Here is a 22,945-nt window from a genome sequence, read left to right as displayed (position 1 = left end):
CAGGGCATTGTTTGCAGAGGCCTACCCCAGGCTGCCAGCAGACCTACGGTAGACCGTCGGATCAGGAACAGGCACGGCCTGCATGAGGGCCTTCGTATAGTCGTCGCGGGGATTTTCGAATATCTCCCGACGCGTTCCAGCTTCCACGATCTCGCCGCCACGCATGACCGCAACCTTGTGCGACATGCGCTCGATGACCGCCATGTCATGAGAGATGAACAGATAGGCGAGCCCCATCGTCTCCTGCAGTTCCAGCATCAGGTCCAGAACCTGGGCGCGCACCGAGACATCGAGAGCCGCCACGCTTTCGTCGGCGACGATCAGCTTCGGTTCGAGCGCCAGCGCGCGGGCGATGCAGATACGTTGGCGCTGACCGCCGGAGAATTCGTGCGGGTAACGCGTCGCCGCATCCGGAGTCAGCCCGACCCGCCGCAACAGGTCCGCGACCCGTTCGCGCCGCTCTGCGGCCGTGCCGATGCCGTGAATGGTCATCGGTTCCGCAATGGCCTTGCCGACCGACATGCGTGGGTCCAGTGAAGCATAAGGGTCCTGGAAGATCATCTGCGCCGAGCGGCGTACGGGTCGCATCTCGTGATGCGACAGCCGCGATATGTCATAGCCGTCGAGCTCTACTGATCCGGAGAATGGTATCAGGCCGAGAACCGCCTTTCCGGTCGTCGACTTGCCCGAGCCGCTTTCGCCGACGAGCCCCATCGTCTCTCCCGGCATGATCTGAAAGGAAATATTGCGGACCGTCGCTGATGGTGCCTGCCGGCGAAACAGCATGCCGGAGCCTTTGCCATAGCTGACGCTCATATCCTGCACATTGAGGATCGGCGCCGTCGCTTGTTCCTTCGTCTGCGGCGCATTCGTCGAAACCCGTGGCGGGCCATCGGTTCCGGCGAAAGCGCCGAGCCGCGGCACGGCCGACAAGAGCGTGCGAGTGTAGGGTTCAGACGGATTGGCAAACAGATCCAGCGAAGCGCGCTGCTCGACGATACGGCCATGCTGCATGATCGCGACGCGATCGGCCATCTCGGCGACCACGCCCATGTCATGGGTAATCATCACGATCGATGTGCCGAATTCACCCTTGAGTTCCCGCATCAGTTTAAGGATCTGCGCCTGCACGGTGACGTCAAGCGCCGTGGTCGGTTCGTCGGCGATCAGCACCTTGGGTCTGCATGACAGCGCCATGGCGATCATCACGCGCTGGCGCATGCCGCCGGACAATTCGTGCGGATATTGCGTCAGACGCCTCGCCGGATCGGCGATCTGGACTGCCTCCAGCATCTGCCTGGCGATCGTATCTGCGTTGTCGGACTGCTGATGCTCTCGGATCGCCTCGGTCAGTTGGGCGCCGATGCTCATCACCGGATTGAGCGAGGTCATCGGCTCCTGGAAGATCATGGCGATCTCGCCGCCGCGGATATGCCGCATCTGGCTGTTGGAAAGCCGTGTCAGGTCCTGATCACCAAGGATGATATTGCCGGACGCGACGCGCAGCGAAGCTTTCGGCAAAAGCCCCATAATCGAAAGCGAAGTCACCGACTTGCCGGAGCCGCTCTCGCCGGCAAGGCAAAGCGTTTCGCCGGGCTTGATGTCGAAGCTGATATCGTCGAGGACGCGCTTCAGCCCTTCCGGCGTTCGCGCGTCGACGCAAAGGTTCTCGACCCGCAGGACGGGGTTTTCGCTGCCATTCGCCTCCGTCACGAAAGAACGACCCGCGGGAAGTAGAAGGAGACCACCCAGTTCGGCATGTCGACGATCTCGCTGATACGCAGGTCCCCGCAGACCGAGCAGAGCATGTAGGCGTCGACCGCGCTATAGCCGTGTTCGGCGGTCAAAAGATCGATCATCCGCATCACGGCGTCGCGGGCGCCCGTCATCAGGTCCGGACCGATACCGGTCGTCACCTCATAGCCCATGCCGTCGAGATGACGTGTGACCGGTTCAGTGACGGTAAAGCGCGGCGTCTTCAGATTGGCGCCCTTGACCAGATCGAGCGTCAGTTCGACATTCATCTGGCTCTCGATCGCCGTGCCGCAAACCTCGCCGTCGCCCTGGGCTGCATGCGTATCGCCGACGGAAAACAGCGCACCTTCCACCTCGATCGGCAGATACAGCGTCACGCCGGTGGAGAGATCGCGGATGTCCATATTGCCGCCGACTTGGCGAGGCGGCACGACGGAATGCAGGCCGGGTTCGGCCGGCGCGACGCCGATCGTGCCGGTAAAGGGCTTCAACGGCACCTTGCCGCCTGGACCAAAAGCGGACGGCGCCATGGAAACGCTATCATACTTCCACACATGCAGTGCCGGATCCTTGAACTGATCGGCCAGCAGGCCGAAGCCCGGAATATTTGCCGTCCAGCCGACGCCCGACGGGTGGAACTTGCGGATCGTCACCTTCAGCGCATCGCCGGGCTTGGCGCCTTCGATATAGACGGGACCGGATACCGGATTGATCTTGCCAAAATCGAGATTGGCGAGTGTCGCAAGTGTCGCGTCGGCGCCGATTTGTCCGCCGGACGAATCCATGCATTCAAACAGGATGGTCTCGCCCGGCTTTGCCGTCAGCGCCGGAGGAAAGTCGCGGTTCCAGCCGAAATTATGCTGTGCGCTGTGAATGGTGTGGTTGCAGATGCTGCACATGGGAATTCTCCGCAAGATATGGGCCTTCCCGGCGGAGTGCCGGGAAGGCGAGTTCCTTGGTGCTATTTCACGAAGATCGCGTCGTAGTTGATGACGCGGGTCGGATCGATATAGATGTTGTCTTCACCGCCCATACGCAGCGACTTGGCAACGACGCGGCGCTCGTTGGTGACAGGGATCCATGGAGCGTCGTTCATCGCATCGGTGAAGATCTTCTTCCATGCTTCCTCGCGTTCTCCCGCCTTCGCCGGATCCGACATGGAGTCTGCGGCGGTCGCACGCTTGTCGAGATCGGCATTGCAATACCACGACCAGTTCCAGCCACCCTGCACGGCACCGGCGCAACCGAGGATCGGGCCATAGAAGTTGGACGGATCCGGGAAGTCGGCAATCCAGGCCATGCCGCCCGACCAGATCATCGGCGCCTCGCCTTCGGTGCCGCCGGCGGCAATCACGTTGCCCTGTGCCAGCGCGCGGATTTCAGCCTTGACGCCAATTGCCGCGAGATCCTGCTGGATTGCCTGGGCGATGCGTGGTTGCGGGTCGGTATTGGTGGCGTAGAGCACGGTCGAGAAGCCATCGGCCATACCGGCCTCCGCCAGAAGCGACTTCGCCTTGGCGACGTCATAGGCGTAGCCGGAGTAATCCTTGTCGTAGCCCGGCATCAGCGGCGGCAGCACTTCCTTGGCAGGCGTGGCGCGACCGTTGAGGATGCGCACGATGCGCTCCTTGTTGATCGCGTGATTGACCGCCTGGCGAACCTTCAGGTCGTCGAAAGGCTTAACCTTGGTGTTGAGCGTTACGTAGCCGGTATGAAGCTGCTCGCCATCGACGATCATCTGCGCGCCATCGGCCGAGTTCTTGATTTCCAGGAACTTTGCCGGCGGAATGCCGTCGCCGGCGATGTCGACCTCGCCCTTCTGTAGACGCAACAGCGCTACCAGCGGCTCCTGGCCGACCTCGACGGTGAAGCTGTCGATCTTCGGCGTGTCCTTGACATAGTAGGCGGGGTTCTTTTCGAACACGAGTTTCTGGCCAATCACCCAATCCTTCAACGTGAAGGTGCCGGAGCCAACCGGGTGCTTGCCGAAATCACCGGCAGCCGCTTCGACGGCCTCCTTCGGCACGACCGAGGCGAAATTGATCGCCAGCACGTGCAGGAAGGTCGCATCGGGGCGGGAAAGCTTGAAGATGACCGTGCCATCATCCGGGGTCTCGATGCCTGAAAGGCCGGTCGCCTTGCCACCGGTCAGGTCCTCGAAGCCGTTGATCGCGCCAAAGAAGCCGGCACCCGGCCCTTGGGTCTTCGGATCGACGGCCCGCTCGATCGAGTATTTAACGTCGGAGGCGATCAAATCGCGGCCATTGGAGAATTTCACGCCCTTGCGCAGCTTGAATGTATAGGTGAGCCCGTCGGGCGCGACCTCGAAGCTTTCGGCGAGCGAGGGGACCAGCTTGGCGGTGCCCGGCTCATAGTCCATCAATCGAGAATAGAGGCTCTTGATCATCGACCAGTTGACCCAGTCGTAGCCGATGGCGGGATCGAGCGTGACGATATCGTCCTTGTAGGTGACGACGATATCCTTGCCCTCTGCCATCGCGGCGAAAGGTGCAATCATGATCGCCGCGGCGGTGGTCGTTCCAAGTAACCAGCTCTTGAGCATTGTAAGTTCCCCTTTTTGGCTCTGGTCAGGATGTTCTGATGCGTGGGTCGATGAAGGGCGCGATGATATCGGCAAGCAGGTTGCCGGCGACGATGGCAAGCGCCGATGTGAGCGTCACGCCCATGATGATCGGGATGTCGACCTGCTGGATCGCCTGCCAGGCGAGCTGGCCGATGCCGGGCCAGCCGTAGACTGCCTCGACCACCACGACGCCGCCCATGAACTGGCCGATATCGATGCCGATCATCGCGACGATCGGCAGGATGGCGTTGGGCAGGGCATGGCGGAAGATGATCCGACGCGACGACAGCCCCTTGGCGCGAGCGGTGCGCACATAGTCCTGGTTCAACACGTCGATCATCGCCGAGCGCACCATGCGCGCGTACCAGCCGGCCCCCAGCACGCCGAGCGTCGCGGCTGGGAGCACCACATGGGCAAAGCTTCCATAGCCGCTCATGGGAAACCAGCCGAGCGTGACGGCAAAGACATAGAGAAGCAGCAGGGCGACGACGAATTGCGGTGCGGATACACCGACGAAAGAGGCCATCATCACCAGCCGGTCGACGAGACCGCCGCGCTTCACCGCCGCGATCGTGCCGAAAGTGATGCCGAGAACGACTTCGACGAGAATGCCGGCCACCATCAGCGTCAGCGTCGCCGGCAGGCGCGCGACGATCAGCGTCCAGACCTCGGTCTTCTGCGCGTAGGAGCGGCCGAGATCGCCCTGCGCCAGCCCGGTGAGATAGGTGAAGAACTGAACGAGCAGCGGCTGGTCAAGGCCGAGTTCGTGGCGGATGGAGGCAACGGTCTGGGCCGTTGCGCTGCGGCCGGCGATCATTCGCGCCGGGTCCGCCGGCAGCGCGTAGAGCAGGACAAAGGTGATGGCGGCGACGCCGATCAGGATGAGAAGCGCCTGGGCGAGGCGGCGGAGCAGCATGAATGCCATCATCCCCTCCCCCGCTGCGTCGGATCGAGAATATCGCGCAGGGCATCGCCGACGAGGTTGAAGGCAAGCGCGGTCATGAGAATGACCAGGCCGGGGAAGAACACCAGCCAGGGAGCGGCCTGAAAATAGCTCTGGCTTTCGAAAATAATATTGCCCCAGGAGGGCTCCGGCGGCTGCACGCCGATACCCAGAAACGAAAGGGTCGCTTCGAGCAGCACCGTCGTGGCGATGCCGAGTGTGCCCCAGACGATCGCCGTCGGCACCAGATGCGGCAGGATATGAATGAACAGGATGCGGCCATGGCCGGCGCCGAGCGACCGCTGCGCCATGATGAAGTCGCGCTCCACCAGGCCGCGTGTTTCGGTATAGACGATGCGCGCGACCTGCACCCAGTTGACCAGCGCGATCACCATCGCGACGATCCAGAGGCTGGGCTTCAGGAGCGCCGCCAACACGATGGCGAGCAGCAAGGCGGGAAAAGCCATCATCAAGTCGGTGAAGCGCATCAGGATATTGCTCGGCAGGCCGCGCAGATAGCCGGCCACGATTCCGATGAACAGGCCGATGGCGACCGCGATGCCATTGGCGACGAGGCCGATGATCAGCGAGGTGCGCGCTCCGTAGAGCAGGCGTGAAAACAGGTCGCGGCCGAGCGTGTCAGTGCCGAGCAGGAAAGGTCCGCCCGGCGGCATGGGCGCGCCTTCCAGCGTCAGGCCATCGAACATCTGCTCGTCGGGATTGAACGGTGCGATCAGCGGTGCGGCAACGGCCAGTACCACCACTGCCAAGACGATGATCAGCCCGAAAACCGCCGTTGGCTGGCGCAGGAGCGAACGAAATATGCCCATCAGCCGACCTCCGGCAGGGGTTCCGCCCCACCGAGCACAATGGCGGCGATCTGCTCCATCGTCAGGCGGCGTTGCATGGCCAAACCGCGTAGCGTCGCATAAGCTTGGTCTTCATCGAGCCCGCGCGCAGCGCGCAACTTCTCGACCGCCGCATGGACGAGAGGCCGCAGACGCACCCGTTCTTCCAAATACCGTAGCTCTTCGGCAACCGCCAGGCGTTCGCGATGGATCGATACCGCCATGACAAGCGCCGGGAAAATAGCGGAGGCGGAAACCGGTTTTGCAATGATGGCGCTCGCACCCCTGCCCATCGCCCAGGCAATACGGCCGGGCGCTTCCGACCCGAGCAGCGCTACCAGCGGCTTGCTCGAGGGGCCACCAGTCGGGCCATCGGCCGGCGGCAGAATGTCGTCCCAGCCCTGATCTGCATCGACCAGCACCAGATCGGTGTCGGCCCAGCTCGCCATCGGCTCCCAGCGGCGGGTCGAGAGGATACCGAGCAGCCCGAACTGGCGCTCCAGCCTTTCCGTATTGGTGTCCTCGCGATGCAGTATCACGGCCCGCCAACCGGTGAAATTCGGTGTCCTGCTCATGACACGACCCTCAGCTTGGCGGGCATGGCGGTGCCACGCGCGGTGAGATAGGGATCGGCGACGAGCGCCGGGCGCGAAGCAATGATATCGAAGCCGTTGTCGTCGTTGATGTGGCCAAGGTGAAACGGCAGGGCGGCATGATTGGTCCGGGCGTCGATCTCGAGTGTTCCCAGGAGCGACGGCCACTTGCGGCCATGCACTTCGTGGCGCACCGCCCCCGGCTCGTCCGTGCCGGCCGCGACTATCGCGCCGATGCAAAGGTCGACGGCGGCATAGGCGCTGGCAAAGACGCTCGAAATGCGCCGCTCATGACCGTAGCGCAATGTGGCGCGGGATTTGAAATCGCGGTTTTCCGGCGTGTCCAGCGTGTCGAAATAGGAGGCCGCGCAGAGCTGGCCGGCTGCCGCCCCCTTGGCGATCAGCTCAAGCTCGCATTCCATCAGGTCGCAGCTGACGACCGGGCAGCTTTCCGGCCGGAAAAAGGGGTCGCTATCGCCCAGCGCCTTCATCGCTTCGAGGAAAGCATAGCTGGACGGCCCGATCAGGTTGTTGAGGATGAAGCTAGGCCGCCGCTCTTCAATCTCGGCGATGATGCGCTCCACAACCGTTTCCTCCAGCGGCAGATAGCGCTCGCCCAATATCTCGCCCCCGGCATTGGCGATCAGCTCACGTGCCAGACGGTTCATCTCCCAGCCCCAGACATAATTGGCGCCTGTAAGATAGGGCCGCGCGCCAAATCGGGGGATGAGATATTCGAAGGCAGGGATCAGGTGCTGGTTCGGGCAGCCGCCGAGATAGATGACGCTCTCATTGGCCTCGAACCCCTCATAGGGACACATGTACCACAAGAGGCCGTCATGCTTTTCAACCAGCGGAATGACTTCCTTGCGGGCGGCGGACGTGATCGTGCCGACGATATGACGACAATCGGCGCGCAGCATCTTCTGGGCGCCGTCGAGATAACCCTGCAGGTTGGCCTTCGGATCGTGCAGCAGAGGCTCGATAACGCGTCCCGTTCTCTTGGCATTATCCTCGACAGCGAGCATCGCACCATCACGCGCGTCCACGCCCATCGCGCCATAAGGTCCGGTGGTTGAATAGAGAATGCCGATCTTCAGCGCGTCGTTCATAATAGCCCAATACAAAAAACCCCATGACGTAGCCCCCGCTCGTTAGCGGGGCGTCATGGGGCGAAACTGCCCAGCGACATCAAAGTCATGTGAGACGCGGATCAGAACCTGCCTAATTCGCAGGCCTGATTAAAATACAGACATCAACCGCAAGTCAAGCGGCAGGACATAATAAGTGACGTTTCGGAGGTGTGTCACGTTGAATTCGTCAGCAAGCACCTTTGCAGAATGCTGCAATGACGCTGATGTGCCGACACGGTGTTCCAATGCGGGCTCGCCGTGGGGCGGTGCAAGTGGATAGCGCCCATCTCCCTTGGCGTAGGGGAGCCTGATCGATGACGAAGTCTGGTACGCCCTAGCCCATCAATTGTAAGTGGGTCCTTTCGCTCGTGACCAACCCAGATCGGCTTGTCATGCAGCGTCTTTATGATTGATGCTGTTTCGACGCTTTGAAACGAATGTCAATTTACGCAGAGCTATGCCGGGAGAGTCAGGACCCTGAAACAGGATTTCTTGCTATCGGCACATCACGCGCGGGAAGAGATCTGGCATAAGCAGCAGCCTCGCCAGGGTATGGGAAATCCTCACCCACCTGGTCGGATCCATCATAGACCTTGAACGTCGGCCCATCGGTTTCGACGACTTTGTAACCATTCACATATTCGAATTTCGGTGTCTTCCAGCCCATTCCCCGTCCCTTCAATGCGCACGCGATCGATCGACCGGTGTCACCCCGCATTTAGCATGAGTTTCAGTGAGAGCAGAACCCCGAGAAAGCGGCAACGCCATGGGCACTCGCTTTCCGCCCGAAGGAAAACTCGCCCAAGGGTTTGATATTTCGCCGCCGATGAATGGCCGCACGATAGGTTACCTTTCAATTATAAGGTTGGGGACGTCAGTGACGCGGCCAGTCGCGAGCTGGTCGTGTTGGCGACACCGAGCTGTGGAAAGCCGAGAGCGTCCAGGCGGCGCTTTGCAGAAACGTTACAACGAAGTCGCAGTGGCCGGCTTGTCTTCATACCGTTCCGGACACCTCATCTTGTTCTCTAGTCCCTCGTTGGTTATACTGTTTTTGTAAAACAGTTTAACTCCGGAGCTGGCGATGAAATCCATCGACCTCATGTACCAAACCATGCTCGCCGAGCTGGGCCAGCGCTCGCTCGACGCCGCATGGACAGCCGATTTCCCTCCCATCGGCAGATTCACACCTGCCACGATCAAAGGCAAGCGGTACTGGTACTTCGACATCCCGGATGGACATGGGGGTACGACACGTCGCTATGTCGGTCCTGCGGAGGATCCGGACATTGCGCAGCGGGTTGCCGACCACAAGCGGGAGAAGGATGACCTCCGCGCCCGCAGGCGCATGGTCAACAGCCTCACCCGCGAAGGCGGGATGATCACTCCCGATGCCATGTCCGGGGACATCGTCGAGGCTCTTGCCGAAGGTGGCCTGTTCCGGCTCCGCGGCGTTCTCATCGGCACGGTCGCTTTCCAATGCTACTCCGGCCTGCTCGGGGTTCGTCTGCCTATGGCGGCGATCCTGACTGGTGATGCGGACATCGCCCAGGACTACGCGATATCACGCGAAGTCGAAGACAGCCTGCCACCGATCCTCGACCTTCTCCAAGGCGTCGACCCCAGCTTCCGGCCGGTCCCGCATCGATCGGGAGGAGCGGCTTCTTCCGCGTTTCAGAACGCAGACGGTTACCGGGTCGAATTCCTGACGTCCAATCGCGGCTCCGACGACTACATTGACCAGCCGGCAAAGATGCCTGCACTGGGCGGCGCCAGTGCTGATCCGCTCCGCTTCCTCGACTTCCTCATCCGAGAGCCTGTTAGAACCATGCTGCTTCATCGCAGCGGTGTCCCGGTAGTCGTCCCAGACCCGTCTCGGTACGCAATTCATAAGCTCATCGTCGCCAGCCGCCGGCACACTGACGGACAGGGGCCAGCGAAACGCGAGAAGGATGTCCGGCAGGCTGCGCTGCTATTCGAAGCCCTGCAGCAGACACGGCGGACGTCCGACCTTGCCTTAGCTTACAACGAGGCTTGGGAGCGGGGGGCCGCATGGCAAGAGGGCATCAGGGCAGGGGCAGCCATGCTATCGGTCGAAGAGGCTGTCCAGTTCTCGAAGGGCTTGCTCGAGGGCGCGCAACGAAACCGAGAAGAGATTGAGCTTCCGTTCGGGGAATAGGGACAAGGCTATGGACAGCACGGCAGCTCAGACGAGGGTCTTCGGCGGGACCCTGCTCGGCCTCTTCGTGCAACGACCGTCGATCGCCTGCGGCTAGGAGCGAATGAATACGACAACGCGCGCTATCTCGCTTAAGACATATCGTGGTTCTTGAATGGACTCGCACTGGCAACAATCACGTCATGAATTCGGCGAAAGCATTGATTACAAAGCGCCTCCAGCCCAATCTTCATGGCCGTGCCGTATGCGGATTACAAATATGCTCCCATCTACATCGACGCGGTACACTACCAGGTGAGCCTTGAAGGGATGTATCCTGACAGGAGGAGAGATCTCATGGCGTTCCCGCGCGATTCTTGGATTGCTGGCGATGATTTCGAGCAAGGCAAAAAGCTCATCGTGATATTGTCTGGCAACCAGTGCTCCGAAGATGCGTATGCCTTCTTCCGCAATGGAAACGATATCCTCTTCCGCTTCAGCGGAAAGCCTGAATGGCATCAAGTGCGCCCGCGATTTATCTCGGCCCTTGCGGTGGCTGTAGCAAATAACTCGTCCCTCGAACGGTTTCCTACTCCGCTTTTAATCCCGTCGTCGACAAACCGCTGCATCTCGGCAATTTTGTCCGCACGGACTTGGTCTCTCCGGATCAGGTCCCTGACATAATCGCTCGCATTCGAGTAGCGGCCCGTCTTGGCCTGCGCTTCGACCCAGTCTTTCATCGGATCTGGCAGGGATACATTCATCGTCGCCATTCGAGTCTCCTTAGGTGTCTCAAGATAATCCGCAATGGCAAAGTTTGTCAAACCTCTGACTTTGACTGCCTGATTAACGCTGGTGATGGGATCGGGCCTTCAACTCGGATTTCGATTTCTTGGCCTAATGGATTACATCAGATCGCGCCGCACAAGCATGCCACCACATTGCGCGATAGCGTTATTTTATCCGATGGCCATCAATTGGGTTTCAGCTGGTTGGCACCCCCTTCGAGGAGTATGGCGGATCGACATTACGCTGAATGAAAACCCATTTTTCGCAAAGCCTTGTGGCCTCATATCCGACAGGAAGATCAATCAGCCTTGTCGGACGCGAAAACGATGCTGGTGTCACTGACGATAGCAACATGGGAATAAGCTGCCTCGCTGGCTGCAGCGCTATCGCCGCGCATGATTGACGTGACAATGACGTCATGCTCGTCGTAAGACTTGGCAAGGCGTCCCGGGAGCCGGAATTGCGCCCGGCGGAACGGCGCCAGACGTGCACGGGTCTGCGTCACCACTTCGTAGATGTGGTCGTTATGGGCGCCGCGATAGAGTCGGGTGTGGAACTCCGTGTTGTGGGCGGCGTAGTCTTCCTGGGCGTTGGCGTGAACCAATCTCGCCGACGAGCGATGTTCGAGTTCGAGCGCATGGCGCTCATCGACAGTCATGCGCTCCGCCGCCAGCCGCGCGCAGATGGCTTCAAGCTCCGACATCGCCTCGAACATGGAGTGCAGATAGGCTTCCGTGACATTGGCGACCACAGCGCTGCGGTTGGGTTCGCGATCGACGAGACCCATGGCGCCCAGTTCGCGCAAGGCCTCGCGCACCGGAGTTCTCGACACGTCGAAACGGACGGCGAGCGAGAGTTCATCCAGCCGTTCGCCGGGATGCATAACGCCGGTGACGATCATATCCGCGATGGCGCGCACCATCTGCTCGACGGTGGTGCCTGTGCGTATGACCTGTCTGCGCCTGATCTGCTTCACGTCAGAACTTTGCATTTCACATTGCATACAGATGAACGGCGAAACAAACAAAGTCAAATAATTTCATATTTGCAGTGTCTTATGAACTTATATGAATGTCTATGGGCGGCATTTCTTCGTTATTATCGGCCACATATGCCGATTTTCCAGACACGGATGCTTTTTAATCACACTCAGCGCGTAATCTGCATACAGTTTACGCGCTCCCGTCTCCCCTCCTTTGAAATGCACGGCCTAGCATGAAGCTTCAGACGATGGGGTCAGACGAAGTTTTGATGACCGGCAGAATCTGGGATAACTCCGCCGCTTACTCTTATCCCCGTTGATGAGGTCGTATGGCCAAGTTTGAAAAAGCGGCGCCGCAATCTCGTGCCACAAAGCGGTGTCCTTCGCCTTGATTAGAGTGGAACTGAAGACCTCTCAATTTCCTCCAGTGGGCCAGCCTATCGATGTTTGGCCGCGATCGCTGTCTAGTTTGCATTTCTCTCGCATCAGCACTTTTGCTGAAGGGCCAGCAGATAGGAACAGAACATGTCGCCCATGGCAGCGGCATAGGTGTTCATCTCGTCCTCTGTGCGTGGCGTCGCCGAGAAATCCTGGCCGACGGTGCCGAGCGTGGTCATGATCAGGTCATGGGCGACGTCGCGGACGGCCTTGGGCGCGCGAGGTAGAACCTCCAGCATGAACTGCGCCATCACCGGCTGGGTCGCATTTTTGGCTGCCTCCGCCTCGGGCGCGTCCCGGTAAAGCGGCGCGGCATCGCTCAGCGCGGTCCGCACTGCCGCCTCCTCGCATTCGGACCGGATGAAGGCATGGACTGCGGAAAGCAGCCGCTCGAAAGGCGGGCGTGAACGGTCACTGAGAATGCCTGCGAGGAGATTGGTCGTCTGCAGCCATTCCTCGCTTTGTAGCCGAAACAGGATCGACGCTTTGTTCGGGAAGTATTGGTAAAGCGAGCCAACGCCGACACCCGCGCGTTCGGCCACCCGCGCCGTCGTGAAACGATGTGCACCTTCTTCCGCCAAAACGCGAACAGCAGCCTGAAGGATCGCGCCAACCAGGTCGTTCGAGCGCGCCTGCCTCGGGGATTTTCTCGTGGAAACACGTGGACTTGTGCCCTTTGCCATGGATGTCAGCCGCAATGCGATTAGAAAATGCGACGAATTATTCGTATTTTGCACCGCGACGCAAGATGCGTTGGCAACAAGGATTTGGAAAATGACAACACTGACATCAGCACCGGTCGCCCCGCTGCTTGATCGCCTGTTTGGCGAGGCCGCTTCGGCGACCAGCCCGGCCATGGCGAGCGTGTCCCGCGAAGAGCGGGCGCGCCTCATGAACAGCAAGACCGAGTATCTCGACCTCTATACCTGCCTCAAGGATCTCTGGCTCCCCGTGTCGCGCGAGACGGGCAATCTTCTCTACATGCTGACACGAAGCATCCGGGCGAAGACCGTCGTCGAGTTCGGCACGTCCTTTGGCATCTCGACGCTGCATATCGCGGCGGCACTGCGGGACAATGGCGGCGGTCGCTTGGTCACCACCGAATTCGAGCCATCGAAGGTGGAGCGATCACGCCAGCATCTGGTCGAAGGCGGATTGTTGGATCTTGTCGAGATCCGTGAAGGCGATGCCCTGATGACCCTCGCGGCCGACCTCCCTGACAGCATCGACTTGGTGCTGCTCGATGGTGCCAAGTCACTCTATTCCGACGTTCTCGCGCTGATCGAACCCCGCCTCCGTCCGGGCGCGCTTGTGGTCGCCGACAATGCCGACTTCTGCCCGGACTATCTCGCCCATGTCCGCTCGCCCGCGAGCGGCTATCTCTCGACGCCCTTCGCAGATGATATCGAACTCTCCATGCGTTCCGTCTGACAGCGGTCTGGCGCGCAAACGCCCGAGAAAGTGGTGCCGAGCCTGATCTCGGATCGTAAGCGTTCACGTCATTCAACGCACTCACCGTCCTTCGGTGATCCGAAGGCAAGATGATGGAGTGCGACATGCACCAGGATATTTCAACGGACAGAACCTACCGTCACGTGGTCGTGATGACGGCAGCCCTGTTTCTCTCGTACCTCACCGTGGCGATGTCGCTGCCAGCCGTTCCGGTCCGCGTGGTCCGCGATCTCGGTCTCGGCAACGCCTGGGCCGGCCTAGTCGTCGGCATAGCATTCCTGTCGACGATCCTGACGCGCGGCTATGCCGGAGCCTACGCCGACAGGCTCGGCGGCAAGGTGGCCATGCAGCGTGGCCTACTTGTCTATTCTGCGGCGGCGCTGATCTGCGGCCGGCTGGTGCTCGGGCTGGGCGAAAGTATCGCGATGGTCGGCATGATCAGCTGGGCCATCGGCCTGATGGGACCGGCTCGCTCCGGCGCCGTGATTTCACTGGTCGGGATCGGTATGTATGGCGCCTTCGCCGCCGGCGGGCCACTCGGCCTTCTGCTTCTCGATCGTATCGGTTTCGAGAGCCTGATGGCGGTCAGCATGGCACTGCCGCTCCTTGGACTGGCTGTCATCCAGGCATTGCCGGCGGTCGAACCGCAGGCTGGTCACCGGGAACCGTTCTGGCGGATCATCGGCAAGATCTGGCGGCCCGGTGCTGCGGTCGCACTGCAGGGCGTAGGCTTTGCCGGGCTCGGGGCGTTCTTTTCGCTCTATTTCCTCAGCCGCGGTTGGCCGTTCGCCGGCCTCGGGTTGACCTTCTTCGGAGTCGGTTTCGTGCTTATGCGCCTCATCTGCGGCCACCTGCCGGACAGGTTCGGCGGACGCAATGTCGCCCTGGCGGCACTGGCGGCCGAAGCCTGCGGCCAGGCGCTGCTCTGGATTGCCCCCAATCCCTATCTTGCGCTCGTCGGAGCATTGCTAACGGGGCTGGGCTGCTCGCTCGTGTTCCCCTCGATGGGCTCGGAAGTCGTCAAGCAAGTGCCCGCCCACCAGCGCGGGACGGCGATGGGTGGGTTTGCGGCCTTCCAGGACCTAGCATACGGGGCCACCGGACCGATCGTGGGGATACTCGCCGACTGCACGGGCTACGATTCGGTGTTTCTTGTCGGTGGCGTTTGCGCGGTTATCGGACTTGCCGCGGTGAACTCGATAGGCCGGCACCCCAACGCAGCGTGAACAGGCCGCCCTCGTGACCGCTGGACGTAGCCAACGCGGTCGCTGACGAATGCAGCATTGTCTTGACCTGGCGTCTTGTCCTTTTCCTGAAGTGGATATCCACCGAAGTTGGGTGCTGTCTGCCGGGCCTCGACCGCACGCAGCGTCGTCTCCTCGACCCGCCGGGTCGTTTCAGTAACACGGCCGAGCCGCGACAGATGATCGATTCATTGTAGGAAGGTGACCACAATCAAGAGGATCGCCGCGATCGTAACCACTAACAGGAACGGCCTGCCCTGCTCTCCGTCGGCGCCTGTCGACTTGGTCGCTGATGGTCCTGCATGGCACACTTCAATAAAGATAGACGTCGTTGCGTGTGCTTTCTGCCAAAGCCTATCCATCTCACTCTTGAGGAAGCGTGAAACGAGGAGCCACGATTCCATCGTTGAATTTCAGTGAAAATTCCGAGCCTTCACCTTCAGCGTGTCGATATGGACATCAGGCGCAAAAATATCCCGCGCTTGAACGACGGGCTGCGGTGTAGCAACGGCGGTGGCGATAGGGGAGCCTCCACACGGACGATGCGCGAGGGCGACGGCAGCTCGGGGACAGGGTATTCAACGGACTCGTCACGCCACGCCGCTGGCGGGGAACTCGATGTAGCGATTGTCGTTGTTCGGCGAAGCCGAACAGAAGAATTGCGTTTGGCCTACTAATCCGATGAGCTCTCCGACTGTAAATCATTGCCATTGGCGCCGCTCGATGAAGGACACCACTCAAATCAGAACAGGTGCCCTATATCGTCGACGACACGAGCGATCACTAATCGGCAACCCACTTCATAGGAGCAGAACATGCAAATCGATCTCAAGGGCAAGACAGCGCTGGTGACCGGATCCACAGAGGGCATCGGCTACGCGATTGCCCGGCAGCTTGCCAGAGCGGGCGCGGACGTCATCGTCAACGGCCGGTCAGAAGAAAAGACCGCCAAGGCCGCCGAACGGCTTAAGAGCGAAGGTGTCGAGGGCACGATCACGGCAGTGGCAGCCGATCTCGCCACTGCCGAAGGCTGCGCGTCGCTTGTGGCGAAGCTGCCGCATGTGGACATCCTCATCAACAACGCCGGCATATTCCAGCCGGCTGATTTCTTCGACACCCCCGACGAGGTGTGGGACCGTCACTGGCAGGTGAACGTCATGTCTGCGGTTCGCCTGTCGCGCGCTTATCTGCCGGGGATGCAGAAGGCGAACTGGGGCCGCGTCATCTTCATTGCTTCGGAATCTGGTTTTAACATTCCTGTCGAGATGATCCACTACGGCGTCAGCAAGACGGCCGACATCGCTGTCGCCCGCGGACTTGCGAAACGCATGGCAGGTACTGGTGTGACTGTGAACTCCGTGCTTCCGGGTCCCACTCTGTCCGAAGGCGTCGAGGCCATGCTTGCAGATGAGCGCGATAAGACCGGAAAGTCGATTGAGGAGGTTGCCGCCGACTTCGTCAAGCAGCACCGGAGCAGCTCGCTCATTCAGCGCGCCGCCAGCGTCGAGGAGATCGCGAACATCGTGACGTATCTGGCGTCACCTCTGGCATCTGCCACGACCGGCGCTTCCATGCGCGTTGATGGCGGCCTGATCGATACTCTCTGATCGAGGTCCTACTGCGAACTGAAACAAGGCTTCGTCGAAAACGGAGCCTTGATCGCTTCAAGCGACCGCGATGGCATTACCATGGAATTCTTCGCGGAATTCCTTCGCCCGCTTTTTGTGAGGCGATCTCACGACGACGAACCGGCGGCCATCCTCGAGAGTTTCCCGATGCTGGAGATCGATCATCCAGGTGGTGTTTGCCGACTCTCCAGTGATCTTGATCAGCTTCTCCATCACGGGATCGCTTTCGTCCTCTGTGCGGATGTTCGTTTCATAAGCGAATGTTTCCTGCGTCGGCGATCCTCTTAGGTTCGCTTCGAAGCGGAAGTAGATGCGGGAACCCCTCCGCCCCAGACGGCTGTCGCACCGGTCATAAAAGTTTTATGGCCGCAGTGTTCTGGGCTGTCTCCTGCTGCTCCCTCACGGTGCGGATCGCTGCTCAGGATGTCGTGGGATCAGGCCTCGTGTGAAACGAAACCAATCGTGTCCAGTCGCTCGTTATCACTGAACGTGCACACTCGATTGTCAGCTACAGAGGTCGGATCGAGGACCTTGCCGTGTTCAATTTTCAAACTCGTTTCGTATCCTTCTTCAGAAGAGCGCTGTCATCCTTGCTCTTGAAAAAAACTAGCCAGCGATCCCACCGGTTGATCATGCAAACTAACCCATCAAAATTGGATGGAAATGGATGGGCAAATGGATCTAAATACGGCGACAGTCCGGATCACGCCCGAAAGCCTTTCGCTGATCGCTGAGATCGATGAATTTAAGGGTGCCAGGCGCGCGATCGGCCGGATTGCACCTGAGCGGTTGTCCAGCCTGCGGCGTGTCCGACGAATGAAAGTGTCGGGTCTTCCACCCCTATGGACGGGGCACGCCTTACAGACCGGGAAGTCGAGAAACTGCTGACAAACATACGCTTGGGATCATTCACGACCCGCGACGAGCAGGAGGTGGCCGGCTATGCAAAGGTGATGGAGACGATCTTCAGCGCTTATGAAGCGATATCGTTCACCGGAAACCATATCCGCCATCGCGACCTCCGAGCCCATTCGATAAAAAGGAGCGGCACCGCGGCGCCTATATAACCCTCTCCAACGGCGTGGAAGCTTTCAACGAGCAGGGCGAGAGCCTCGGCATCGTCTTCGAAACAGCTTCGCCTTTCGACACGCTGACCTGCCACAGCGAATGGGAGAGCTGATCGCCTGGGCGGATGAGCAGGCGCGAGAAAGGCGGCTCCATCCACTTCTAGTCGTCGCGATCTTCGTTGTTGTGTTCCTCGAAGTCCATCCTTTCCAGGATGGCAACGGCCGACTATCGCGTGTTCTGACCATCTTGTTGCTCCTGCGCGCCGGTTACGCTTATGTCCCCTACAGCTCGCTCGAAAGCATTATCGAGCAAAGCAAGGAGAGCTACTACATCTCCCTGCGGCGCACGCAGGTAACGATCCGGAGCGCCGAGCCTGACTGGAACCCATGGATCGAGTTCTTTTTGAGGGCACTCCATCGTCAGAAGACCCGGCTCGAGAAGAAAATGGAACGGGAGCGCATCGTTCTCGCCGACATGCCGGAATTGTCCGTCACACTGCTTGAGTTGGCGCGCGAACATGGGCGGATCCGTCTCTGAGGCTGCCCGCATCACCGACGCAAGCCGACACACTATCAAGGACCACCTGAAGGCCCTCGTGTATCAAGGGCACCTTGTCCTGCACCGTGCGGGTCGCGGAGCCTCGGCCTTTCCTGATGAATCGGATGGCAGGCCCATCCGAATGGGTCTAGCTCTGATAGTATGTGAACTGTCGACCTTGCAGCTCGTCTCGCAAGTGATCGGACAAAAAACCTGCAGCAAAGCGTAGCGTACCTGAAACCCTGAGACCCGCTGAGAACCACGACTGAGTTAGACCGATCCCGACTTCTCGACCCGAAAGTCTCCCTGACAGAGCCGTCGAGATCCGCATCGCAGTCTGGTACGATTGACACTCAACTTAAGTGCTTTTCTTGCAAATCTAGAAAATATGGATATTCTTCAGACTTTAACCGGAGTACATTTTATGCGCCAGTTCACGACAGGTGACCTCAATAAACAGGTTGGCGACGTCACCGATGCTGCCAGCCGCGAGCCGGTCGTCCTGACAAAGCACAGGAAGCCACGCTTTGTCCTTATGAGTTACGATCACTACGAGCGGCTGCGCATCGGCGGCGATAGTCGCAAAGTTCATCGTGCGTCGGAAATGCCCGCTGATCATATGGAACTGTTTGAGGCGGAAATCGATCGTCTGGCGCGTGGCGAGGGCTACGGCGATGAGCCGTGAATTTCTCCCCGGCCAGATAATCGCCTATCCGTATTTCTGGGCTTGGCAGAACGACCACGGAGAGACAGAAGGGCGGAAATCGCGCCCGACTTGCGTAGTCGTAGCGGTCCGTAGCGCCAAGGACGGCCTCACGCACCTTGCTCTTCTCGCTGTCACGACGAAGCCACCGCTTTCGGATCGAATGGCCATTGACGTTCCTGATACGGAAGCACGCCGAGCCGGCTTGAGCGACGTGAAGCGCTCTTGGGTAATGATCGACGAGTACAATTACGATATCGCTGAGCGATCTTGGTATATAGAGCCCGATGAAAACGTTCTCGGCCGCTTCAGCAAGGCGTTCATGATGAAGATCGCAGCGTCGTTCGGCGAAGCTTCCAGAAAGACGGGTCGCCGAATTAGCCGACTTGATTGATCTACACGACAAGGCCTCGGCACGTAGGTGCGCTCAACTCATGCAGATTTATCGCCGTGAAAGGGATCGAACCTTCGATCCGGCAATTGTACCTGCTGCGGAGCGTTAGGTTAGGCTCCAAATGCGCACGCCTAGCAACCGCTTGAGACTAATTTGTCCAGTCTTCGACCCTTAAGCCGGGAACGCGATCAAATTCCCTAAGATTGTTTGTGACTACAATTAGTCCACGCGAGCGAGCATGGCCCGCGATCAATTGATCATATGGGCCGATCGGCGTTCCACTTCGGGCCAATTCCGCCCTCAATTGCCCTGTATGACTTGCTGCCGGTTCATCATACGGCAGCACCTCAAGACGCGCTGCAAAGCCTTCCACTACAGGCAGGTTCTTTTCAGGACTGGCTGACTTTTCCGCGCCGTAAATCAATTCCATTAGGCTGACGGAGCTGATGCACAATTGATCATGGAAGCGGTTGAATGCCTCTCGCACCTGCTGTGGTCGATTTTTTATCGTGAAAATGCAGATGTTGGTGTCTAGCATGTACTTCAGCATCAAAACGTCTCGCGCTCCTGCGAGGTGGGCTGATCACGTTCGACCATGAAGTCGGATGTTGCCGCCGCTCCTTCAAACCAGCTGTCCCAGACCTCGCCAACAGGCGCGATAATGCGCGTGCGCCCCACCACGACGATATCAACGCGCTTTACGTCATCAGGCAAAGCGACTGCTTTTGGAAGCCGGATAGCTTGGCTTCGATTACTCTGGAACACCGCACCCTGCTCCATCTCTATCCTTTCACGAGGGACCAACGATTACATCGCATACCTATAGTTTTCGATGGGATATGTCAATGGGATATACATTGTGAGGCACACCGCGATCACTCAAACTGAATTATATCTTTTGTCGTTCGCCATGAAAGGACACGAACCGACGGCGCGCTATTGTTTGAAGGTATTCTCCTGATGCCATCTCAGAAATTGTGGGCGCCGGCGTTCGTGAACACCTGCCGGAACGAGGGCTCGTTCGCAGGCTCGCAGGATTGCGATATTGAAAGCCACATAGATGAGCCGGCACAATCATGCCGCCTGCCGCCGCTGCCCCCGGAAGGATGCCGCGGCTCCATGTTGATAGCTGGCCGTCGAGCATCTCGCGCTTGATCTCAAGCCCCACAAGGAGGAAGAAAGCGGCCATCAAGGCGTCATTGATTCAGTGCAGCAGGCTGAGTGGACCGATGTAGACGTGCAGCGCGTGGAAATAGGCCGAGGAAACCGGTGAGTTTGCAACCGCGAGTGCCAGGGCGCCGCTGCCATGAGAACCATGCCACCGGAAGCTTCATTGTCGAGGAACCGTCGGAGGGTAGATTGGACTTGGCCAGGGTGAGATTGACGAGGACATAGGTGGGCACTCCTTTAGGAGGGTTGATCGTAGTCTCCGTCAATTTCGGGAAGCCCGCGGCGCACGCAGCACACGCCAAGTGGTAGAGACAGCGCAAGCGTGAACCCATCGCCACCGCCAATGGGTTATACTCGGGCCATGCCCAACAAAACCACGTTACTGCTCGCTCTGATGGGTTTCATTCTCCTCGTCCTTCTTGTCTCGGTTCTGCTGACTATCGGACACACCGTGGCGCCGCCGCCGGGCTAGTCGCTGCGAGAATTTTGGACGGAACTTCCTGATACGTCAGCGGTTATTCTTGCCCACTTCATGTCGTGACGGCCGAGCGCGACGGTGTCCCAGCTTGCAAGAGCATCGGACAGAGCTTCGTTCGCCCGACAGGCGGGCGCCGAAACCTCTCGCTCGAATGTTGACGAAAAGCAGATCGAATAATATATCACGTAATGATATAATTAGGAATTCGCACGTGCAGAGCGACACGCGGATTGTTCTGGCAACGGTGATCGGCAGCGTCCTGGTTTGCGCCGTATGCTTCGTCCTTTGGATATGGCACGAGCCCTACAGATCGAGTTGGGAGTTTCCATCAGATCTACACGCGAGCGAGTGATCCAAACCGATGAAAGCATATGCGGAATGCAGTTTTCCCCGTCTGCCGGCTTCTCTTCTCCTTGACGGTGTAGAGACGATTTTTACCCGTTTGAGCCTAATCACATTAGGGCCCGCCCCGAGCGGGTCGCGCTGACGTCCACGAGCCCCGTATGCCCGCCTCCTATCGCAATTCCAAGCTGCTCCGCCGTTCCCGTGTGTTCTGGGGATCCTTTTCTCTCTGGCGGCCGCGGCTGGTGTTCTGGTGCGGGGCTTTGGCGATTGGGGTGATCAGCGTCGGCTTTGCCAAGCTCGCCGATCTCGCTCAGAGGGCCTTCGACGCCCTAACATCCTCGAGTGAATGGGCCTTCCTGCTGCCGCTGATCCTGACGCCCAGCATCTTCATGCTGTCGGCCTATCTGGCGGCGACGCTGTTCCCGAATTCGCAGGGCAGCGGCATTCCGCAGGCAATCGCCGCCCGGCATCTGCGCGAGGAAGTGGAACGGACGAAACTCCTGTCGCTCAGGATCGCCTTCGGGAAAATCGTCCTGACGGTGCTCGGGCTCTTCTCCGGCGCCTCCATCGGCCGCGAAGGGCCGACGGTTCAGGTCGGCGCCTCTATCATGCTTGCGGTTGCCCGCTTTGGAGGCATGGCGCAGGCACGCGGGCTGATCCTTGCTGGATCCGCAGCGGGGATCGCCGCGGCCTTCAACACGCCGCTTGCCGGCATTGTCTTTGCCGTCGAGGAGATGAGCCGCACCTACGAGGCGCGGGCGAACGGGCTTGTGCTCACAGCCGTCATTCTCTCCGGTCTTGCGGCACTGGGGCTTTCGGGCAGCTACAACTACTTCGGCGAAGCTTCGGTGGCGCCGACGCAATTGCGTGACTGGGGCCTCGTGCTGACCTGCGGCATCGGCGGAGGAGCGCTCGGCGCCGCCTTTAGCGGCTTTGCCCTGCATTTCGGCCAGAAGATCCGTCGCTGGGCGCAGCCGCAACCCTTGAGACGCATGCTTATGCTGGCCGGGATTTGCGGACTGGCGATCGCCGCCATCGGCATCTTCTCCGGCGGCACGACCTTCGGAACCGGCTATGAACAGGCGCGCGGCGCCGTTGAGGGCCATGCGCTGCCTCTCTTGTTCTTCGTCGAGAAACTGGCCGCCAGCTTCCTGTCTATGCTCTCGGGCATTCCGGGTGGCATATTTGCGCCATCGCTCGCCGTCGGCGCCGGTTTCGGCAGCACCGTCGGATCACTGCTAGGTACGAGCATAGCGCTCGCGGCCATCCTTGGTATGGCCGGATACTTCTCCGGCGTCGTACAGGCGCCGATGACCGCCTTCGTCATCATCCTGGAAATGACCGGCGACCACCAAGCCGTCATCCCGATCATGGCCGTCTCGATGATTGGCTACGTGACCTCGCGCATTCTCTCCCGCGAACCGCTTTATCACGGCCTGTCGCGGGTGTTCATCGCCGCGGCCATCCGGGCACGCCGCAGATCCGATAGCGATTCAGATGAAAAGTGAGAACGAAACAGCCCGTGACAGAACGAGGCTATACGTTGTGTGATCAGCGCGCGATGTTACCCTTAGACAAACCCTATCACTTGATCTCCTGATCGATCGTCCGCATTCGATGACGATAGATGGCGTTCATGACGACGCATAGTCTTCGAGCTTCCGCCTCAAGAAGTCCTTCGACCGGCCGGCCGAGGTATTCTGCTG

Annotated in this window: 22 protein-coding genes and 2 pseudogenes; 8 read left to right on the top strand and 16 right to left on the bottom strand. The window is 59.7% G+C overall.

The window, feature by feature from the left end:
* Positions 1-21: 21 nt before the first annotated feature.
* The 8 genes from QTL96_RS28320 to QTL96_RS28285 form a co-directional block, all read right to left on the bottom strand.
* Complete coding sequence (locus QTL96_RS28320) at positions 22-1,713, bottom strand: ABC transporter ATP-binding protein (protein ID WP_289730058.1); 1,692 nt, start codon at positions 1,711-1,713, stop codon at positions 22-24.
* On the bottom strand, positions 1,710-2,654 hold the full coding sequence (locus QTL96_RS28315; protein ID WP_289730057.1) for an acetamidase/formamidase family protein: 945 nt from the start codon (positions 2,652-2,654) through the stop codon (positions 1,710-1,712). Before QTL96_RS28315 ends, QTL96_RS28320 begins: the two co-directional genes overlap by 4 nt.
* A gap of 62 nt (positions 2,655-2,716) precedes the next feature.
* A complete protein-coding gene (locus QTL96_RS28310) occupies positions 2,717-4,318 on the bottom strand; it encodes an ABC transporter substrate-binding protein (protein WP_113196947.1) in 1,602 nt (533 codons plus the stop codon).
* 25 nt (positions 4,319-4,343) lie between these two features.
* Positions 4,344-5,264 carry an ABC transporter permease gene (locus QTL96_RS28305; protein WP_113196946.1) on the bottom strand — a complete coding sequence of 307 codons (921 nt, stop codon included), beginning with the start codon at positions 5,262-5,264 and terminating at the stop codon, positions 4,344-4,346.
* Complete coding sequence (locus QTL96_RS28300; protein WP_289730056.1) at positions 5,264-6,112, bottom strand: ABC transporter permease; 849 nt, start codon at positions 6,110-6,112, stop codon at positions 5,264-5,266. The genes QTL96_RS28305 and QTL96_RS28300 overlap by 1 nt, the downstream gene beginning before the upstream one ends.
* The gene (locus QTL96_RS28295; RefSeq protein WP_289730055.1) at positions 6,112-6,705 is read right to left on the bottom strand and encodes an ANTAR domain-containing protein; all 594 of its coding nucleotides are present in this window, start codon (positions 6,703-6,705) and stop codon (positions 6,112-6,114) included. Before QTL96_RS28295 ends, QTL96_RS28300 begins: the two co-directional genes overlap by 1 nt.
* On the bottom strand, positions 6,702-7,835 hold the full coding sequence (locus tag QTL96_RS28290; protein WP_289730054.1) for a transporter substrate-binding protein: 1,134 nt from the start codon (positions 7,833-7,835) through the stop codon (positions 6,702-6,704). The genes QTL96_RS28295 and QTL96_RS28290 overlap by 4 nt, the downstream gene beginning before the upstream one ends.
* A gap of 490 nt (positions 7,836-8,325) precedes the next feature.
* A complete protein-coding gene (locus tag QTL96_RS28285) occupies positions 8,326-8,523 on the bottom strand; it encodes a hypothetical protein (protein WP_132669429.1) in 198 nt (65 codons plus the stop codon).
* Positions 8,524-8,937: 414 nt separating this feature from the next.
* Between QTL96_RS28285 and QTL96_RS28280 the strand changes: the two genes are divergently transcribed.
* Entirely contained in the window at positions 8,938-10,032 is a 1,095-nt protein-coding gene (locus QTL96_RS28280) for a GSU2403 family nucleotidyltransferase fold protein (protein ID WP_289730053.1), read from the top strand.
* A gap of 204 nt (positions 10,033-10,236) precedes the next feature.
* On the opposite strand, the gene QTL96_RS28275 is transcribed toward QTL96_RS28280, so the two are convergent.
* The 4 genes from QTL96_RS28275 to QTL96_RS28260 all read right to left on the bottom strand — a co-directional run bounded on the left by QTL96_RS28275 (position 10,237) and on the right by QTL96_RS28260 (position 12,903).
* Positions 10,237-10,530: a type II toxin-antitoxin system RelE/ParE family toxin gene (locus QTL96_RS28275; RefSeq protein ID WP_289730052.1), complete on the bottom strand. Its 294-nt coding sequence runs from the start codon at positions 10,528-10,530 to the stop codon at positions 10,237-10,239.
* Positions 10,530-10,784 (bottom strand): type II toxin-antitoxin system ParD family antitoxin, encoded by a 255-nt coding sequence (locus QTL96_RS28270; RefSeq protein WP_289730051.1) that lies wholly within the window; start codon positions 10,782-10,784, stop codon positions 10,530-10,532. Before QTL96_RS28270 ends, QTL96_RS28275 begins: the two co-directional genes overlap by 1 nt.
* Positions 10,785-11,098: 314 nt before the next feature.
* Entirely contained in the window at positions 11,099-11,776 is a 678-nt protein-coding gene (locus QTL96_RS28265; protein WP_289730174.1) for a GntR family transcriptional regulator, read from the bottom strand.
* Between the two features lie 491 nt (positions 11,777-12,267).
* Complete coding sequence (locus tag QTL96_RS28260) at positions 12,268-12,903, bottom strand: TetR family transcriptional regulator (RefSeq protein ID WP_289730050.1); 636 nt, start codon at positions 12,901-12,903, stop codon at positions 12,268-12,270.
* 91 nt (positions 12,904-12,994) lie between these two features.
* On the opposite strand from QTL96_RS28260, the gene QTL96_RS28255 reads away from it, so the two are divergent.
* The 3 genes from QTL96_RS28255 (at position 12,995) to QTL96_RS28245 (ending at position 16,523) form a co-directional block, all read left to right on the top strand.
* Entirely contained in the window at positions 12,995-13,651 is a 657-nt protein-coding gene (locus QTL96_RS28255) for an O-methyltransferase (protein ID WP_289730049.1), read from the top strand.
* 125 nt (positions 13,652-13,776) lie between these two features.
* The gene (locus QTL96_RS28250; protein ID WP_289730048.1) at positions 13,777-14,898 is read left to right on the top strand and encodes an MFS transporter; all 1,122 of its coding nucleotides are present in this window, start codon (positions 13,777-13,779) and stop codon (positions 14,896-14,898) included.
* Positions 14,899-15,731: 833 nt separating this feature from the next.
* Positions 15,732-16,523, top strand: a complete 792-nt coding sequence (locus QTL96_RS28245) for an SDR family oxidoreductase (protein ID WP_289730047.1) — start codon at positions 15,732-15,734, stop codon at positions 16,521-16,523.
* A gap of 57 nt (positions 16,524-16,580) precedes the next feature.
* On the opposite strand, the gene QTL96_RS28240 is transcribed toward QTL96_RS28245, so the two are convergent.
* Positions 16,581-16,757 (bottom strand): hypothetical protein, encoded by a 177-nt coding sequence (locus QTL96_RS28240; RefSeq protein WP_289730046.1) that lies wholly within the window; start codon positions 16,755-16,757, stop codon positions 16,581-16,583.
* Between the two features lie 930 nt (positions 16,758-17,687).
* Here QTL96_RS28240 and QTL96_RS28235 point away from each other — a divergent pair.
* From QTL96_RS28235 to QTL96_RS28225, 3 genes and pseudogenes are all read left to right on the top strand, one after another.
* Positions 17,688-18,149 (top strand): annotated as a pseudogene (locus QTL96_RS28235) (Fic family protein); the annotation flags it as partial.
* Between the two features lie 424 nt (positions 18,150-18,573).
* Complete coding sequence (locus QTL96_RS28230; RefSeq protein WP_289730045.1) at positions 18,574-18,834, top strand: type II toxin-antitoxin system prevent-host-death family antitoxin; 261 nt, start codon at positions 18,574-18,576, stop codon at positions 18,832-18,834.
* Positions 18,824-19,246 (top strand): hypothetical protein, encoded by a 423-nt coding sequence (locus tag QTL96_RS28225; RefSeq protein ID WP_289730044.1) that lies wholly within the window; start codon positions 18,824-18,826, stop codon positions 19,244-19,246. The genes QTL96_RS28230 and QTL96_RS28225 overlap by 11 nt, the downstream gene beginning before the upstream one ends.
* Positions 19,247-19,394: 148 nt before the next feature.
* Here QTL96_RS28225 and vapC read toward each other — a convergent pair whose 3' ends face one another.
* The 3 genes and pseudogenes from vapC to QTL96_RS28210 all read right to left on the bottom strand — a co-directional run.
* Entirely contained in the window at positions 19,395-19,796 is a 402-nt protein-coding gene (vapC, locus tag QTL96_RS28220; RefSeq protein WP_289730043.1) for a tRNA(fMet)-specific endonuclease VapC, read from the bottom strand.
* On the bottom strand, positions 19,796-20,026 hold the full coding sequence (vapB, locus tag QTL96_RS28215; RefSeq protein ID WP_289730042.1) for a type II toxin-antitoxin system VapB family antitoxin: 231 nt from the start codon (positions 20,024-20,026) through the stop codon (positions 19,796-19,798). Before vapB ends, vapC begins: the two co-directional genes overlap by 1 nt.
* A 283-nt stretch (positions 20,027-20,309) precedes the next feature.
* Positions 20,310-20,563: pseudogene (locus QTL96_RS28210) on the bottom strand (Na+/H+ antiporter NhaA); the annotation flags it as partial.
* 834 nt (positions 20,564-21,397) lie between these two features.
* Here QTL96_RS28210 and QTL96_RS28205 point away from each other — a divergent pair.
* A complete protein-coding gene (locus QTL96_RS28205) occupies positions 21,398-22,747 on the top strand; it encodes a chloride channel protein (protein WP_289730041.1) in 1,350 nt (449 codons plus the stop codon).
* The last annotated feature ends 198 nt before the right edge of the window (positions 22,748-22,945 follow it).

This window comes from Rhizobium sp. S163 (genome assembly GCF_030380805.1).
Lineage (GTDB): Bacteria > Pseudomonadota > Alphaproteobacteria > Rhizobiales > Rhizobiaceae > Rhizobium.
Note: the sequence above shows the minus strand (reverse complement) of the source record. Positions and strands in the feature narration are given on the sequence as shown.

Coding starts and splice junctions, on each gene's coding strand:
- QTL96_RS28315 (WP_289730057.1), bottom strand. CDS start 2,654: ATGTGCAGCATCTGCAACCACACCATTCACAGCGCACAGCATAATTTC.
- QTL96_RS28310 (WP_113196947.1), bottom strand. CDS start 4,318: ATGCTCAAGAGCTGGTTACTTGGAACGACCACCGCCGCGGCGATCATG.
- QTL96_RS28305 (WP_113196946.1), bottom strand. CDS start 5,264: ATGGCATTCATGCTGCTCCGCCGCCTCGCCCAGGCGCTTCTCATCCTG.
- QTL96_RS28300 (WP_289730056.1), bottom strand. CDS start 6,112: ATGGGCATATTTCGTTCGCTCCTGCGCCAGCCAACGGCGGTTTTCGGG.
- QTL96_RS28295 (WP_289730055.1), bottom strand. CDS start 6,705: ATGAGCAGGACACCGAATTTCACCGGTTGGCGGGCCGTGATACTGCAT.
- QTL96_RS28290 (WP_289730054.1), bottom strand. CDS start 7,835: ATGAACGACGCGCTGAAGATCGGCATTCTCTATTCAACCACCGGACCT.
- QTL96_RS28285 (WP_132669429.1), bottom strand. CDS start 8,523: ATGGGCTGGAAGACACCGAAATTCGAATATGTGAATGGTTACAAAGTC.
- QTL96_RS28280 (WP_289730053.1), top strand. CDS start 8,938: ATGAAATCCATCGACCTCATGTACCAAACCATGCTCGCCGAGCTGGGC.
- QTL96_RS28275 (WP_289730052.1), bottom strand. CDS start 10,530: ATGCCATTCAGGCTTTCCGCTGAAGCGGAAGAGGATATCGTTTCCATT.
- QTL96_RS28270 (WP_289730051.1), bottom strand. CDS start 10,784: ATGGCGACGATGAATGTATCCCTGCCAGATCCGATGAAAGACTGGGTC.
- QTL96_RS28260 (WP_289730050.1), bottom strand. CDS start 12,903: ATGGCAAAGGGCACAAGTCCACGTGTTTCCACGAGAAAATCCCCGAGG.
- QTL96_RS28255 (WP_289730049.1), top strand. CDS start 12,995: ATGACAACACTGACATCAGCACCGGTCGCCCCGCTGCTTGATCGCCTG.
- QTL96_RS28250 (WP_289730048.1), top strand. CDS start 13,777: ATGCACCAGGATATTTCAACGGACAGAACCTACCGTCACGTGGTCGTG.
- QTL96_RS28245 (WP_289730047.1), top strand. CDS start 15,732: ATGCAAATCGATCTCAAGGGCAAGACAGCGCTGGTGACCGGATCCACA.
- QTL96_RS28240 (WP_289730046.1), bottom strand. CDS start 16,757: ATGGAGAAGCTGATCAAGATCACTGGAGAGTCGGCAAACACCACCTGG.
- QTL96_RS28230 (WP_289730045.1), top strand. CDS start 18,574: ATGCGCCAGTTCACGACAGGTGACCTCAATAAACAGGTTGGCGACGTC.
- QTL96_RS28225 (WP_289730044.1), top strand. CDS start 18,824: ATGAGCCGTGAATTTCTCCCCGGCCAGATAATCGCCTATCCGTATTTC.
- vapC (WP_289730043.1), bottom strand. CDS start 19,796: ATGCTGAAGTACATGCTAGACACCAACATCTGCATTTTCACGATAAAA.
- vapB (WP_289730042.1), bottom strand. CDS start 20,026: ATGGAGCAGGGTGCGGTGTTCCAGAGTAATCGAAGCCAAGCTATCCGG.
- QTL96_RS28205 (WP_289730041.1), top strand. CDS start 21,398: ATGCCCGCCTCCTATCGCAATTCCAAGCTGCTCCGCCGTTCCCGTGTG.